The organism is Dietzia sp. B44, assembly GCF_014145245.1.
Lineage (GTDB): Bacteria > Actinomycetota > Actinomycetes > Mycobacteriales > Mycobacteriaceae > Dietzia > Dietzia natronolimnaea.
Genome location: NZ_JAALEF010000507.1, coordinates 209 through 14,571, shown reverse-complemented (window position 1 = coordinate 14,571; position 14,363 = coordinate 209). Strand labels below are relative to the sequence as shown.

At 70.0% G+C, this 14,363-nt stretch carries 11 protein-coding genes and 4 tRNA genes; 11 read left to right on the top strand and 4 right to left on the bottom strand.

All coding sequences use genetic code 11. The features are described from left to right. Window positions 1-45 precede the first annotated feature (45 nt). The 3 genes from pstC to pstB are packed head-to-tail and all read left to right on the top strand — an operon-like array spanning window position 46 to window position 2,799. Window positions 46-1,098: a phosphate ABC transporter permease subunit PstC gene (gene pstC, locus G6017_RS15260; RefSeq protein WP_182618104.1), complete on the top strand. Its 1,053-nt coding sequence runs from the start codon at window positions 46-48 to the stop codon at window positions 1,096-1,098. Beyond that, window positions 1,098-2,012, top strand: coding sequence for a phosphate ABC transporter permease PstA (gene pstA / locus G6017_RS15255; protein ID WP_179524625.1), 915 nt, complete (start codon window positions 1,098-1,100; stop codon window positions 2,010-2,012). The genes pstC and pstA overlap by 1 nt, the downstream gene beginning before the upstream one ends. Window positions 2,013-2,022: 10 nt before the next feature. Next, on the top strand, window positions 2,023-2,799 hold the full coding sequence (gene pstB, locus G6017_RS15250; RefSeq protein ID WP_179524626.1) for a phosphate ABC transporter ATP-binding protein PstB: 777 nt from the start codon (window positions 2,023-2,025) through the stop codon (window positions 2,797-2,799). Window positions 2,800-2,880: 81 nt separating this feature from the next. Here the strand turns inward: pstB and phoU are convergent, their stop codons facing one another. From phoU to G6017_RS15235, 3 genes are all read right to left on the bottom strand, one after another. Then, window positions 2,881-3,651 (bottom strand): phosphate signaling complex protein PhoU, encoded by a 771-nt coding sequence (phoU, locus tag G6017_RS15245; RefSeq protein WP_182618102.1) that lies wholly within the window; start codon window positions 3,649-3,651, stop codon window positions 2,881-2,883. A gap of 102 nt (window positions 3,652-3,753) precedes the next feature. Then, window positions 3,754-4,932: a tRNA dihydrouridine synthase DusB gene (gene dusB / locus G6017_RS15240; RefSeq protein ID WP_182611014.1), complete on the bottom strand. Its 1,179-nt coding sequence runs from the start codon at window positions 4,930-4,932 to the stop codon at window positions 3,754-3,756. 66 nt (window positions 4,933-4,998) lie between these two features. Beyond that, window positions 4,999-5,074: transfer RNA gene (locus G6017_RS15235), tRNA-Lys, on the bottom strand. Window positions 5,075-5,201: 127 nt separating this feature from the next. On the opposite strand from G6017_RS15235, the gene G6017_RS15230 reads away from it, so the two are divergent. From G6017_RS15230 to G6017_RS15200, 7 genes are all read left to right on the top strand, one after another. Continuing rightward, window positions 5,202-5,274 (top strand) — tRNA-Glu (locus G6017_RS15230). Between the two features lie 259 nt (window positions 5,275-5,533). After that, window positions 5,534-5,607 (top strand) — tRNA-Asp (locus tag G6017_RS15225). A 49-nt stretch (window positions 5,608-5,656) separates the two neighbouring features. After that, window positions 5,657-5,730, top strand: a tRNA-Phe gene (locus tag G6017_RS15220). An 85-nt stretch (window positions 5,731-5,815) separates the two neighbouring features. Continuing rightward, window positions 5,816-9,058 (top strand): arabinosyltransferase domain-containing protein, encoded by a 3,243-nt coding sequence (locus G6017_RS15215; protein ID WP_182618100.1) that lies wholly within the window; start codon window positions 5,816-5,818, stop codon window positions 9,056-9,058. A gap of 72 nt (window positions 9,059-9,130) precedes the next feature. Then, on the top strand, window positions 9,131-9,916 hold the full coding sequence (locus G6017_RS15210; protein WP_179524630.1) for an enoyl-CoA hydratase: 786 nt from the start codon (window positions 9,131-9,133) through the stop codon (window positions 9,914-9,916). After that, entirely contained in the window at window positions 9,904-11,118 is a 1,215-nt protein-coding gene (locus G6017_RS15205; protein WP_182618098.1) for a GTP-binding protein, read from the top strand. Before G6017_RS15210 ends, G6017_RS15205 begins: the two co-directional genes overlap by 13 nt. Before the next feature lie 184 nt (window positions 11,119-11,302). Beyond that, window positions 11,303-12,193, top strand: coding sequence for a LuxR C-terminal-related transcriptional regulator (locus G6017_RS15200; RefSeq protein WP_179524632.1), 891 nt, complete (start codon window positions 11,303-11,305; stop codon window positions 12,191-12,193). A 129-nt stretch (window positions 12,194-12,322) separates the two neighbouring features. On the opposite strand, the gene G6017_RS15195 is transcribed toward G6017_RS15200, so the two are convergent. After that, entirely contained in the window at window positions 12,323-12,910 is a 588-nt protein-coding gene (locus G6017_RS15195) for a cob(I)yrinic acid a,c-diamide adenosyltransferase (protein WP_182618097.1), read from the bottom strand. Window positions 12,911-13,054: 144 nt separating this feature from the next. Between G6017_RS15195 and murA the strand changes: the two genes are divergently transcribed. Beyond that, entirely contained in the window at window positions 13,055-14,338 is a 1,284-nt protein-coding gene (gene murA, locus G6017_RS15190) for a UDP-N-acetylglucosamine 1-carboxyvinyltransferase (RefSeq protein WP_179524634.1), read from the top strand. Window positions 14,339-14,363: the final 25 nt, after the last annotated feature.

Here is a 14,363-nt window from a genome sequence, read left to right as displayed (position 1 = left end):
GAGCCGGTGACCGGCCATCTCATCCCCCGAGCGACTGAAGGTCCCATGACAGTTCACGAATCCGTCGACCGCCACGCCGACCGGAACACCGGGCAGTCCGGCGGGCTCCCCGGCAGCTCGGGGTCGGTGCCGGATACGGAGAAGGGCGCCAAGGGCGACCTCCTCGAGGGCCGGTCCTCGCAGAAGGCGGACGCGGTGTTCCGGGGCGTCACGGTGGCGGCCGGCGCCGTCATCGTCGCTCTCATCGCCCTGATCGCGATCGTCCTGGTCATGCAGGCGACGCCCTCCCTCCTGGCGAACAACGTCAACTTCCTCACGTCGTCCGAGTGGAACACGAGCGATCCGGACAACATGCGGTTCGGCATCCTCGACATGTTCAGGGTGACCGTGCTGAGCTCGCTCTTCGCGTTGTTCCTCGCCGTTCCGGTGTCCATCGGCATCGCGACGTTCCTCGTGCAGTACGCACCGGCCCGGCTGTCGAGGTCGCTGTCGGCGCTCATCGACCTGCTCGCGGCGGTCCCGTCGATCATCTACGGCATGTGGGGCCTGATCGTGCTCGGGCCGTTGTTGGTCCCGTTGTCCACGTGGCTCAACGAGAACCTCGGATGGATCTTCCTCTTCGGCGACGGCAACGTGTCGATCGCCGGCGGCGGGACCATCTTCACCGCCGGGGTGGTCCTGGCGATCATGATCCTGCCGATCATCACCTCGATGTCGCGCGAGACCATCCGCCAGACCCCCTCGCTCCACCAGGAGGCCGCCCTCGCCCTGGGCGCCACCAAGTGGGAGAAGATCCGGATGACGTGCTTCCCCTACGCCAAGTCCGGCATGATCGCGGGCTCCATGCTCGCGCTCGGCCGGGCGCTCGGCGAGACCGTCGCGGTCCTCATCATCCTGCGGGCCGCGAGCGCCCCCGGCACGCTGTCGCTCTTCGACGGCGGCTTCACGTTCGCCTCCAAGATCGCGTCGGGCGCGGCCGAGTTCAACCACCCGCTGCCGACCGGTGCCTACATCGCGGCGGGTCTCGTGCTCTTCATCCTCACCTTCTTCGTCAACCTCATCGCACGCTCCGTGTCCGGTGGAAAGGTCAACGGCTGATGACCCAGGCAACTCCCGACCTCGCCAAGCCCGCCAAGCCGTCGGACACGTTCCTGCCGATCGCCGGCAGCCGCAGGATCAAGGACAGGGCGGCGACGGTGATCTTCTCGCTGTGCTTCGTGCTGGCCGTCATCCCGCTGGTGGCGCTGCTCTACAAGGTGATCGAGTCCGGTATCCCCGCGGTCATCAACCCCACCTGGTGGACGAACTCGTTCTTCCTCGTCTCCCCGTCCTCGATGGGTGGCGGTGTGGGGCACGCCATCTACGGCAGCCTCGTCCAGGCGATCATCGCCGCGGTCATCTCGATCCCGCTGGGGGTGGCGGCGGGCATCATGCTGGTCGAGTACCCCGAGTCGAGGCTGGCCAAGCCGACCACCTTCATGGTCGACGTGCTCGCGGGCGTGCCCTCGGTCGTGGCCGCCATCTTCATCTTCGGCGTCTGGGTCTCGGTGCTGAGGTTCCAGCTCAGCGCGTTCGCGGTGAGCCTGGCGCTGGTGTTGCTCATGCTGCCGCTGATCGTGCGCTCCACCGAGGAGATGCTCAAGCTCGTCCCGGACGAGCTCCGTGAGGCGTCCTACGCGCTCGGCGTGCCCAAGTGGAAGACCATCGTCAGCATCGTGGTCCCGACCGCGCTGTCGGGCATGATCTCCGGGGTGTTCCTCTCGATCGCCCGGGTGATGGGCGAGACCGCCCCGGTACTGATCCTCGTGGGGTACACGGCGAGCTTCAACTACAGCCTCTTCGAGGGCAACATGGCCTCGCTGCCGCTGCTGATCTTCAACCAGCTCTCGAACCCGACGGAAGCCGGCCAGTACCGGATCTGGGGCGCCGCCCTCACCCTGATCATCATCATCGCGCTGGCGAACGTCCTCGCCACGTTCGCCTCCAAGGCGCTCGCGCCGAAGACCAAGTAAGGACCCCGTCATGGCCAAGCGACTCGACCTCGAGAACGTCGACATCTTCTACGGTGACTTCCACGCCGTGAAGGACGTCGACCTCCACGTCCCCCCGCGCTCGGTGACCGCGTTCATCGGCCCGTCCGGCTGCGGCAAGTCCACCGTGCTCCGCTCGCTCAACCGCATGCACGAGGAGATCGCGGGCGCGTACGCCACGGGATCCATCAAGCTCGACGGCGTGGACATCTACGACAAGAAGGTGGACCCCGTCGCCGTCCGACGGACCATCGGCATGGTGTTCCAGCGGCCCAACCCGTTCCCGACGATGTCGATCAAGGAGAACGTCACCGCCGGTCTCAGGCTCCAGGGCGTCAGGAACAAGAAGACCCTGGACGAGGTGGCCGAGAAGTCGCTGCGCGGCGCCAATCTGTGGAACGAGGTCAAGGATCGACTGGACAAGCCGGGCGGGGGGCTCTCCGGCGGTCAGCAGCAGCGCCTGTGTATCGCCCGCGCGATCGCCATCGAGCCCCAGGTCCTGCTCATGGACGAGCCCTGCTCCGCGCTCGACCCCATCTCCACCCTCGCGGTGGAGGACCTCATCGCCGAGCTCAAGAGCGAGTTCACCATCGTGATCGTGACGCACAACATGCAGCAGGCGGCGCGCGTGTCCGATCAGACCGCGTTCTTCTCGCTCGAGGCCACCGGCATGCCGGGCCAGCTGGTGGAGGTCAACTCGACGGAGAAGATCTTCTCGAACCCGGACCACAAGCAGACCGAGGACTACGTCTCCGGCCGATTCGGCTGAGCCGCCGGATATAGCCGAGCGCCCCGGTACCCGCCCACGAGGCGGGTACCGGGGCGCTCGTCGTCGCGGCCCGGCCGGCTGTCAGCTGGGTCCGGATTTCCCCGGGTCGTCCCCCGAGACGCGGTGCGTCAACGACCTGTCGGTCTCGTTGAAGCGGCGGACCAGCTCCTCGTTGGAGGCGGAGGAGTGCTCGGGATCGTCCTCCGCCAGGGTGGCGTACTCGCCGGTGGCGAGGAAGATCACGCGCTGGGCCACCTCCACCGCGTGGTCCGCGAACCGCTCGTAGTAGCGACCGAGGAGGGTGACGTCGACCGCCGACGCCACTCCCCACTTCCACTCGCGCACGGTGAGCAGGGTGAACAGGTGGCGGCGGAGGTCGTCGACGGCGTCATCCTGTTGGGCCAGGGTGGCGGCCTGCTCGGCGTCCCGGTTGAGCAGCACCTCGGTGGCGGACCGGCCGAGCGAGACCGCGACCCGGCCCATCTCGGCGAAGTACCCGTTGACGGGCTCCGGGAGCACGCTCTCCGGATGCCTCCGGCGGACGATCTTGGCGACGTGCCCTGCCAGCGTGCCCATCCGGGTGAGGTCCTGGACGAGCTGGATGGAGGTGACCACCTGCCGGAGATCACGGGCGACCGGCGCCTGGAGGGCCAGGAGCGCGAACCCGCGTTCCTCGTTCTCGGTCGCCAGCCGGGACATCTCCGTCGAGGACTGGAGAACCCTCTCGGCGGCCACGAGGTCGACCTGGAGGAGGGCGTGGGTCGCCAGCTCCATGTCGTCGGTGGCGAGGGAGCACATCCGGGCCATCGAGGTGGCCAGATCCGCGAGTTCTTCAGAGTAGACGAGACGCATGTGAACCAGCATACGGGCATGTCAACCGCACTATCGATACCGGCGATGAACGGCCGATGAACAGGGGGACACGTCATCCGCGCCGGTGCCGGAGGCGCCGGTTCAGCCGCCCGAGTTCTCCGCGTCCGCACCCTCGAGAGCCACCGCGTCGTCCTCCGGATCGTCCAACCACCCCTCGGGCAGGAGAACCCGGGAGGGCGATCCCTGGCGGCCGCGCGGGCCGTACCCGTCCGCGGGGAAGGGCTCGTCGGCGGGGAGATCGGCGAGCATCTCCGCGAGGTCGTCCAGGGTGCGGACGGCTGCCAGGGCCACCCGCTTGCCCGAGCCGGCAGGGAACCCCCGCAGGTACCACGCCACGTGTTTGCGGATGTCGCGCATGCCCTTGTTCTCACCGTGGTGTTCGGCGAGGAGTTCGCCGTGGCGGTACATGATGCGGCCGACCTCGCCGAGCGTGGGCGGGGCCGGTGCCTCGCGCCCGTCGAGGGTGGCGGCGAGCTCGGAGAAGAGCCACGGCCGGCCCAGACAGCCCCGGCCGATCACGACGCCCTCGCACCCGGTCTGCTCCCGCATCCGGACGGCGTCCTCGGCGGAGAAAATGTCGCCGTTGCCCAGCACCGGGACATCAGAGACCTCGCCGATGTGCTCGACCAGGCGGGAGATCTGCGACCAGTCCGCCTCGCCGGAGTACCGCTGGGCGGCGGTCCGTGCGTGCAGGGCGACGGCCCTGGCGCCCTCGTCGACGGCGATGCGGCCGGCGTCGAGATGGGTGTGGTGCTCGTCGTCGATCCCCACCCGCATCTTCACCGTGACCGGGATATCGGTGCCCTCGGTGGCCCGGACCGCCGCTGCGACGATGGAGCGGAACAGCCGCCGCTTGTAGGGGATCGCCGACCCGCCGCCGCGTCGGGTGACCTTGGGGACCGGGCACCCGAAGTTGATGTCGATGTGGTCCGCCAGGTCCTCGTCGACGATCATCTTGGCGGCCGCGTAGGTGTACTCGGCGTCCACCGTGTACAGCTGCAGGCTGCGCGGGGACTCGTCGGGCGCGAACGTGGCCATGTGCAGGGTTCCCGGCTGGCGTTCGACGAGCGCCCGCGCCGTCACCATCTCGCAGACGTAGAGCCCGGACACCGAACCCTGCTGCTCACGTTCGAGTTCGCGGCACAGCGTGCGGAAGGCGACATTGGTGACGCCCGCCATCGGCGCCAGGACGACCGGTGAGGCGAGCTCGAGGGGGCCGATGCGCAGGGCGGGCCCGCCGGTGGCGGTGGGTGCGGACATGATCCGAGTGTCCCAGCGCGGGGCGGGCAGGTCCAATGGGGGCGCCCTGTGCCGCCCGGCCGATCGTGGTGCCCCCAGTCGGGCTCGAACCGACGACCTGCGGATTAAAAGTCCGTAGCTCTACCAACTGAGCTATAGGGGCGTCGGTCACGATACCGTCCCCGTTCGCGCCGACGGGCGTCGGCTCGGGCGTGGTTGGTTTAGACGTCTGCTGGGCCGTGCCCTAAACTCGAACCCGCTGCGGCCCGGCGATCCCGGACGTGGCGTACGCCCCCTTCGTTTAGCGGCCTAGGACACCGGCCTTTCACGCCGGCAGCGCGGGTTCGAATCCCGTAGGGGGTACGAGGTCAGGAGTCCCGGTCACCGTTCGTCGGTGGCCGGGACTTCTCTCATCTGCGGGCACGGTGTCGACCATCTGCGGGCACGGTGTCGACGATTCCCTCGTCTGCGGGCCGGGTGTCGTCGGCCCCCTCTCTGGCGCCCCGGGCGTCGCCACCGGGATCCGCCGAACCCGTTCCGAGCTGCCCCGGAACCACCGCCGGTCCCGCGATTTGCGTCCGGCGTGGGCGTCGATTACTGTTCTGTCTCGTGCGAAAAGCACGGCCCTGTGGCGCAGTTGGTTAGCGCGCCGCCCTGTCACGGCGGAGGTCGCGGGTTCGAGTCCCGTCAGGGTCGCAGGAGACAACCGGCGCATTCGGTTTACCGGATGCGCCGGTGGTCTTATGGCCAGGTAGCTCAGTTGGTACGAGCGTCCGCCTGAAAAGCGGAAGGTCGTCGGTTCGATCCCGACTCTGGCCACCGAGAGCGCAGCGCGTCGGAGGGTTTCCCTCCGGCGCGTTCGTCGTTTCGGGGAACCCCCGTCGGTCGTTATAGCGTGGACGCCATGCCATCGACTGCCACCGAGGTCCGTGACGTGCCGGACAGGTCCCGTACAGGAACCCGGTGGGGGATAGTCGCCGCGGTCAGCGGCCTGGTCGGGATCCTCCTCGCGATCATCGTCCCGCTGCTCCCGGTCACCCAGACCACCTCGACGATCAGCTGGCCGGAGGCCGGGACCCTCGACCCGGTGACGGCGCCCCTCGTGGCCTACTACCCGCTCGACCTGGCGGTGGACGTCCCGTGCGCGGCGGTGGGGGAGCTCCGGGACCAGGGCCGTGAGGACGGGGTGCTCGTGTCCACGGCGCCCCGACAGGCGGGAGAGAACGCGGGCGCGCGTGCGCTCGTGGTGTCCGTGGCCGGCCCCACCGTCGAGGTGCGCAGCCGGAACGTGCTGGTCGCGGCCGCCCCCACTGACGCGGTCGCCTCACCCGGGGCGTGCTCGGTGATCCGCGTCGTGGCCGACTCCGGTTCGATCGGCGCGGAGTTCGTCGGTCTCGCCTCGGACGACGGGGAGGTGGGCGGGCGGATCGACCAGGATCTGCGGCCGCAGGTCGTCGGGGTCTTCACTGATCTGCAGGGGCCGGCGCCCGAGGGGATGTCCGTCGACATCACCGTCGACTCCCGCTACACCACGCAGGCGACCGTGATCAAGCAGATCGCGATCGTGGTCGGGATCCTCGCGATCGTCGTGGCGCTGGTCGCCCTGCACCGACTCGACCTGCGCGACGGACGCGTCGGACGACGGGTGCTGCCGCGCGGGTGGTGGAAGCCCCGTCCCCTGGACCTGGTGGTCGTGGCCACGCTCCTGGTCTGGCACGTGATCGGGGCCAACACGGCGGATGACGGGTACATCCTCACCGAGGCGCGCGCCGCCGTCTCAAGCGGCTACATGCCGGAGGTGTTCCGGTACTACGGCGCCCCGTACGCGCCGTTCGGGATGCCGTACTACCTGTACACGGCGATCAGCACCGTCACCGTGGGCAGTATGTGGCTGCGCCTGCCGGCGTTGCTGCTGGGGATCGCGTCGTGGATGCTGCTGTCCCGCGAGGTGATCCCGCGACTGGGCATCGCCGCCCGCCGTGCGTCGGCCGTCCGGTGGAGTACCGCCGCGGTGTTCCTCGCGTTCTGGCTCACCTACAACAACGGGCTGCGCCCCGAGCCGATCGTGGCCTTCGGTGTGTTGGCCACCTGGGTCTCGCTGGAGCGCGCCCTGGCCACCGGCAGGCTGTTGCCCGCGGCCACAGGCTTCATCATCGGCGGGCTCACCCTGTCCGCGGCGCCCACGGGCACCTTCTGCATCGCGGCGATCATCGCGGCCTCCCGCCCGCTGTTGCTGCTGGTGATCCGGCGGGCACGGCGCGACGGCTGGATCCCGACGGTGGCCCCCCTGTTCGCCGCCGGTCTCGGCGTGCTGCACCTGATCTTCCTGGACCAGCCCCTGGTGACCACGCTGCAGTCGTCGGCGCTGCTCGGCGACGTCGGCCCCACCGGGCGCTGGTTCGAGGAGGTGTGGCGGTACGAGTGGCTCATGAACCCGACGCCGGACGGGTCCCTGGCCCGCCGGTTCGCGGTCCTGGCGATGTTCCTGTCGCTGATCACGTGCGCCGCGATCCTGTTCCGCAAGGGGCGGATCCCCGGCGTGGCCGTGGGCCCCGCCCGACGGATCGTGGGTCTGGCCGCCATGTCGATCGCGTTCATGGCGCTCAACCCCACCAAGTGGACCCACCACTTCGGTGCGTTCGCCACGATCGGCGCCGCGCTGGCGGCCCTGGTGACCATGGCCGTCCTGCCGGCGGCCACCCGGTCGCTGCGCAACCGGATGCTGTTCCTCGCCGCGGTGTTCTTCGTCCTGGCCCTGAGCTTCACCTCCACCAACGGCTGGTGGTACATCTCGATCTACGGCATCCCGTGGGGTGGCGTGCAGCCCTCGATCGCCGGGATCACGTTCTCCTCGGTATTCCTCGGGCTGATGGTCATCGCGCTCCTGCTCGCGCTGGTCCTGCACTACCGGGAGCCGTTCGTGCGGCCCACGGGGTCGGGGCCCGCCGTTGCCGATCGCGGCCCGGTCGTCAGGGTCCTGCGAGAGGTCTCGCACGCCCCACTCGGGCTCGCGGCGGCCCTCGTCGTCGTCGTCATCGTGGCCTCCATGGCCGCCGCGGTCCGCAACCAGTACCCCGCCTACTCGGTCGGCCTGCAGAACCTGCGGGTGCTGTCCGGGGAGCCGTGCGGTATCGCCGACATGGTGCTCGCCGAGCCCGACGCCAACGCGGGACTGCTCGCCCCGGTCGGTGACCCCCGTGACCAGCTCGAGGCGGGCGCGCAGCCGGTGGAGTTCATCCCCGACGGCATCCCCACCGACCTCACCGCCACCCAGGCCGTGGACACCGACACCCCGGGCACCGGGGAGGACTCCGACGCCACCGCCACCACCGCCGGCACCGAGGGCGGAGTGCGCGCGGGGGAGGGCATCAACGGCAGTCACGCCGTCCTGCCCTTCGGTCTCGACCCGGCCCGCGTCCCCGTGCTCGGCAGCTACCAGACCGGCCCGCAGTTCAACGCCGAGACCACCACGGACTGGTACCGGCTCCCCGAACGGGACGAGGAGAGCCCGCTCATCACGATCGCCGTGGCCGGCTCGTTCGCGCCGGACGCGATCCGCGTGGAGTTCGCCACTGCAGCCGACCGGTTCGAGCCGACCGGCTCGGTCCTGCCCGTCGACATCGGTCCGGCGCCGTCCTGGCGGAACCTGCGCGTGCCCGTCGACACCCTGCCCGCCGACGCCACGGCGATCCGGCTCGTGGTGCGCGACCTGGACCCGGACCCGTCGCGGTGGATCGCGTTCACCCCGCCGCGCATGCCGGAACTGGTCACCATGCAGGAGCTCGTCGGTGACTCCCGCCCGGTGCTCCCCGACTGGGCGGTGGCCTTCCACACCCCGTGTCTGCGACCGTTCGAGGAGTACGCCGGTATCCACGAGCTGCCCGAGTACCGGGTCCTGCCGGATCGCGACCTCGCGGTGAGTTCCACCAACACCTGGCAGGCGTGGGACGGTGGCGGGCCCCTCGGGTTCATCGAGTTGCTCCTGGCCGGCGAGACCGTGCCGACCTATCTGGAGCACGACTGGTCACGGGACTGGGGTTCGCTGGTGCGGTACGAGCCGTTGGTGCCCGCGGCCCGGGAGGCGACCATCGACCACGGTGAGGCCGTACGGTCGGGGCTGTGGAACGGGGGACCGCTCGCCAGATGACCGGCTAGCATCGGCCCCGGAGACTTTTTACAAGGAAGTCCAAGTATCCCCTGACGCAGACTGGAGCACGCGATGTCCGTGACCGAGAAGCAGTTCGAGAACATCCTGGTGGAGCAGAGCGACCGCGTCGCGGTCATCACGCTGCACCGACCCAAGGCGCTCAACGCGCTGAGCAGCGGCATGGAGAAAGAGGTCGTCGAGGCCGTGGAGGGTCTCGACTCCGACCCCGGCGTCGGCTGCATCGTCATCACCGGTTCGGAGAAGGCCTTCGCGGCCGGCGCCGACATCAAGGAGATGAAGGACAAGAGCTACCCCGGGATCTACCTCGAGCGCTACTTCGGCGACTGGAAGCGACTCACCGCCGCGCGCACGCCGATCATCGCGGCCGTGTCCGGGTTCGCCCTCGGCGGCGGGTGCGAGCTGGCCATGATGTGCGACATGATCATCGCCGGTGACAACGCCAAGTTCGGCCAGCCCGAGATCACCCTCGGCGTCATCCCGGGCATGGGCGGCTCGCAGCGGCTCACGCGCGCGGTGGGCAAGGCCAAGGCCATGGACCTGTGCCTCACCGGCCGACAGATGGACGCGGACGAGGCGGAGCGCTCCGGCCTGGTCACCCGCGTCGTCCCCGCCGCGGACCTGCTCGACGAGACCATGAAGGTCGCCGGGAAGATCGCCTCGATGAGCAAGACCACCGCCATCGCGGCGAAGCAGGCAGTCAACCGGTCCTTCGAGACCACGCTCGAGGAGGGGCTGCTCGCGGAGCAGAACGCCTTCTACGCGCTCTTCGCCACCGAGGACCAGACCGAGGGGATGTCGGCGTTCGCCGAGAAGCGGAAGCCCGAGTGGCGCCGCTGAGGGACCAGCCCACGCACGGGCATCTCGCCGGGGGCGGTGGCGTGAGCGGGGACGCCCGCCGCGCCCCCGGTGAGCCCCTGCCCGTGTTGGTCCTCACCGGTTACCTGGGTGCCGGCAAGACCACGCTGCTCAACCACCTGCTGTCCGGCACGCCGGGCCTGCGCATCGGCGCGATCGTCAACGACTTCGGCGAGATCGACGTGGACGCCACGTCGGTCGCGGGGCGCGTGGACTCGATGATCTCGTTGGCCAACGGGTGTGTCTGCTGCGAGGTCGACGCGAGCGAGCTGGGAGAGACCCTGGCCGGTCTGGCCGACCCCGAGCACGGGCTCGACCTGGCGGTGATCGAGGCCAGCGGGCTGGCGGAGCCGGCGATCCTGTCGCGCATGGTCCACGAGGTGCCGCGCGAGGTGGTGCGGCACGCGGGGATGGTCCAGGTCGTCGACGCCGAAGGGCTCGACGACGCCCTGGCGCGGCACCCGCGGTTGACGGCGCACCTGGCGGAGGCGGACCTCGTGGTGGTCAACAAATGCGATCTCGTGGACCGCGCTCGATTCGACCGCATCCGCGACACGATCCGCCGGCACGCCCCCCGGGTCGCCGTCCTGCCCGCGGTCCGGGCGGCCGTGCCGACGGGTCTGCTGCTGGGGATGGAGCCGGACCGGGACACCGCCGCCGGGTCGGAGGACGGCCGGGAGCCGTCGGACGGCCCTGCCCACCCGCACGACCACGACCATCTCCACGACGGCTACCGGGCGTTCACCGTGATCCCGTCCGGTCCCCTCCACCCCCGCCGGTTCCTGTCCGCGCTCGCCTCGCCGCCGACCGGTGCCTACCGCGCCAAGGGCACGGTGACCCTGGGCACCGCCGACGGACCACGGCGCTACGAGGTCGCGCTGGTGGGGCGCCGGCTCGAGCTCCGTGCGGGCGGAGAGGGCACCGAGGGGATGGTGGTGATCGGCGTCGATCTCGACGACGACGAGGTGACACGATTCCTCGACGACTCCGTGCTGGCGCCGGGGGAGGCGGTCGACGCGGACGCCGATCTGGGCCTGCACCCGTACCTCGTGGGCGACCCGGACTCCAGTGACGTCGAGGAGTGGATCTACGACGAACAGCGCGTCGCACCCCTCACCGGAGCGGCCGCGATGCTGGCGGATCCCGAGGACCCCGAGGCATTCGATCCAGCTTTCACTCCCTGAGTGCACTCCGGTTGGGAAGCGGGGTGGGGCACCCCCGGGGACATCGGTCGTCGGCGGCCGACTGGGATCGGCATCAGCCCGGCCACGTGCGTATAGTGGCGCTGACGAGGGTGATGTGTGGCACTTGCGGGGGGTCGTCCCCTACTCGCGGTGGGGGTATGCCACGGACGTGGGAGGAGACCTCATGGACGAGGAGAATGCCGGCCGTGGTGTAGCCGGGAGTGCCGCGAGCGATGCGCAGCGGCGTCGGCGTGATCTGGCGTCCGTCCGCAGCGCGATCTCCGCCCTGCGGGAGGCCACGGGCATCCCGGTGACCATCGGTGGGGTCGTCGGAGAGGGCCACACCCTCGTGCTCTCCGAGTCCCTCGGGATGCGCACCTCGGCGATGAAGGACCTCACCGTGCACTACGGCGCCGGCGTCGGTGGTCGGGTCATGGCCACCGGGAAGCCGGTCGGGGTGGCCGACTATCCGCGCGCCGGGGTGATCACCCACGAGTACGACCTGCCCGTGCTGTCCGAGGGGTTGCGGTCGATGGCGGCGATCCCGGTCGTGGTGGGCAAGGACGTGCGGGCCGTGCTCTACGCCGGCGTGCACTCCTCGGTCCGTTTCGGCGAGAAGGTCCTCAACCAGATGGCGGCCACGGCCCGCGCCCTCGAGCAGGAGATCGCGGTCAACGACGCCCTCGCGGCCCGGGGCGCGGCCCCGATGGGCCCGGGAGCGGGTGAGGGGCGCTGGGACGATGTCCTGTCCAACGAGCGCATGCGCGACACCCATGCCCGGCTGCGGATGCTGGCCTCCCGGACCGAGGACCCGGACGTGCGTGCCGAGCTCGAACGGATCTGCGCCGAGATGGTCTCCCCGCCGCCGGAGATGCCCACGGCACGCCTGTCGCGCCGCGAGCTCGACGTGTTGGCCTGCGTCGCGCAGGGCAAGACGAACATCGAGACGGCCGCCGACATGGGGATCGGTGCGGAGACGGTGAAGAGCTACCTGCGCTCGGTCATGCGCAAACTCGATGCGCACACCAGATTCGAGGCGGTCAACGCGGCGCGTCGGATGGGCGTTCTGCCCTGACCCCCGGGGCGGCTGCACGCTCGGGCACGGCGGTTCGGGGACAGCGGAGCGGTTCGGGGACAGCGGAGCGGCTCGGGCGCAGGAGAGCGGCTCTGGCACTGCGGCCGGTGTCCGGGAGCTCCGGATTAATCAGCCGCGATCGGCGCCGCGCTCGCCGCCGGGAACCCAGAGGACGTCGCCCTCCGGATTGGCCACCCGTCCCAGGACGAACAGAAGGTCCGACAGGCGGTTGAGATACTTGGCCGGCAGCACGGACGTGGTTTCGGGGTATGCCTCGACGGCGGCCCAGGCGGCTCGCTCGGCGCGCCTCACCACCGTCCGGGCGACGTGCAGGTGGGCGGCGCCGGGGGTTCCACCGGGCAGGATGAACGAGGTCAGGTCGGCGAGTTCGGCGTTGAACTCGTCGATCCACCCCTCCAGTCGCTCGATGTAGGACTGATCGATCCGCAACGGGGGGTACTCGGGGGCCTCGACAACAGGAGTGGAGAGGTCGGCCCCGGCGTCGAAGAGGTCGTTCTGTACGACCCGGAGCACGGAGGCGATGCGGCTGTCGAGATCGCCGCAGGTCAGGGCTACCCCCAGGGCGGCATTGGCCTCGTCGCAGTCCGCGTAGGCGTCCAGTCGGGCGTCGTTCTTGCTCACCCGGGAGAAGTCGGACAGTCCCGTGGTGCCGTCGTCGCCGGTCCGGGTATAGATCTTGGTGAGATGCACAGCCATGACGCCAACCTACGCGTACGCGGTCGAGCGGTCGCGTGGTCGCCCCGCCCGGTCGCGCGTTGCCGTGGTCGCCTCGCCTGTTCGCATGGCCCCGAGGGTGCGCGGGCTCCGCTGGTCGCCCCGGTTCTCGCCTAAGGTGGACGCGTGAGCGGTAACCCCACGTCCCGCGAGGAGAGCTTCCTCGTCACCGGCGGCACCAGACTGGCCGGCGAGGTCTCTGTCGCCGGCGCCAAGAACAGCGTGCTCAAGTTGATGGCGGTGGCACTGATGGCGGAGGGGCGGACCACACTGACCAACTGCCCGGACATCTCCGACGTGCCCGCGATGGCCGACGTGCTGCGGCACCTGGGGTGCACCGTCGAGATCTCGGGCGGAACGGTGGTGATCGACACGCCGGCGGACCTGGGGCACGTCTCGGACGACAAAGCCGCGCAGCGACTGCGGGCATCCGTCTGCATCCTCGGGCCCCTCGTCGGTCGCTACCACCGTGCCGAGCTGGCGATGCCGGGCGGAGACGCGATCGGGGACCGGCCACTCAACTGGCACCGCGAGGCGCTCGAGAAGCTGGGCGCCACCACGAGGATGGATCACGGCCGACTGGTCGCCGAGGCAACCGAGCTGACGGGCGCCAGGTACACGCTCGCGTTCCCCTCCGTGGGTGCCACGGAGACATTTCTGTTCGGCGCGGTTCTGGCCCGCGGGACCTCGACGCTGGTCAACGCCGCCCGGGAACCAGAGATCGTCGACATCTGTGACCTGTTGTCCAAGATGGGTGCCCGCATCAGCGGGGCCGGGACGAGCACCATCACCATCGACGGTGTCGAGACACTGACGCCGGTGAGTCACCGGGTGATAGGGGACCGGATCGTCGCCGCCACCTGGGCGATGGGCGCCGTGATGACGCGGGGAGACGTGACCGTCACCGGCATCGATCCCATGTTCATCCACGTGGTGCTGGAGAACCTCCGCGGTGCGGGGGCGCAGGTCTCGACCGGTCCGGACTGGGTCCGGGTCATCCAGGAGGGACGTCCCCGCGCGCGGGACGTGCGGACCCTGCCGTTCCCCGGCTTCCCGACCGACCTCCAGCCGATGGCGATCGCCCTCGCCTCCGTGGCGGACGGCGCGTCCGTGATCACCGAGAACCTCTTCGAGGCACGATTCCGCTTCGTCGAGGAGATGGTGCGCATGGGAGTCGATGCCGAGACCGACGGGCACCACGCAAAGATCCGGGGCCGTGAACGCCTGGACTCCGCGACCGTGTGGGCCAGTGACATCCGCGCCGGCGCGGGCCTGGTCCTCGCCGGGATGTGCGGGGACGCCGTGACCGAGGTCTGCGAGATCTTCCACATCGACCGCGGGTACCCGGACTTCCTCGAGAAGGTGCGGTCCCTGGGGGGCCGGATCGAGCGCGTCGACACCCACAGGTGACGCGAGCGGCCTCGCGGCTTTCTGG

What these genes read in the sequence shown, in the direction of transcription:
- pstC (WP_182618104.1), top strand. Translation starts at nt 46, where the DNA reads ATGACAGTTCACGAATCCGTCGACCGCCACGCCGACCGGAACACCGGG.
- pstA (WP_179524625.1), top strand. Translation starts at nt 1,098, where the DNA reads ATGACCCAGGCAACTCCCGACCTCGCCAAGCCCGCCAAGCCGTCGGAC.
- pstB (WP_179524626.1), top strand. Translation starts at nt 2,023, where the DNA reads ATGGCCAAGCGACTCGACCTCGAGAACGTCGACATCTTCTACGGTGAC.
- phoU (WP_182618102.1), bottom strand. Translation starts at nt 3,651, where the DNA reads ATGCGTCTCGTCTACTCTGAAGAACTCGCGGATCTGGCCACCTCGATG.
- dusB (WP_182611014.1), bottom strand. Translation starts at nt 4,932, where the DNA reads ATGTCCGCACCCACCGCCACCGGCGGGCCCGCCCTGCGCATCGGCCCC.
- G6017_RS15215 (WP_182618100.1), top strand. Translation starts at nt 5,816, where the DNA reads ATGCCATCGACTGCCACCGAGGTCCGTGACGTGCCGGACAGGTCCCGT.
- G6017_RS15210 (WP_179524630.1), top strand. Translation starts at nt 9,131, where the DNA reads ATGTCCGTGACCGAGAAGCAGTTCGAGAACATCCTGGTGGAGCAGAGC.
- G6017_RS15200 (WP_179524632.1), top strand. Translation starts at nt 11,303, where the DNA reads ATGGACGAGGAGAATGCCGGCCGTGGTGTAGCCGGGAGTGCCGCGAGC.
- G6017_RS15195 (WP_182618097.1), bottom strand. Translation starts at nt 12,910, where the DNA reads ATGGCTGTGCATCTCACCAAGATCTATACCCGGACCGGCGACGACGGC.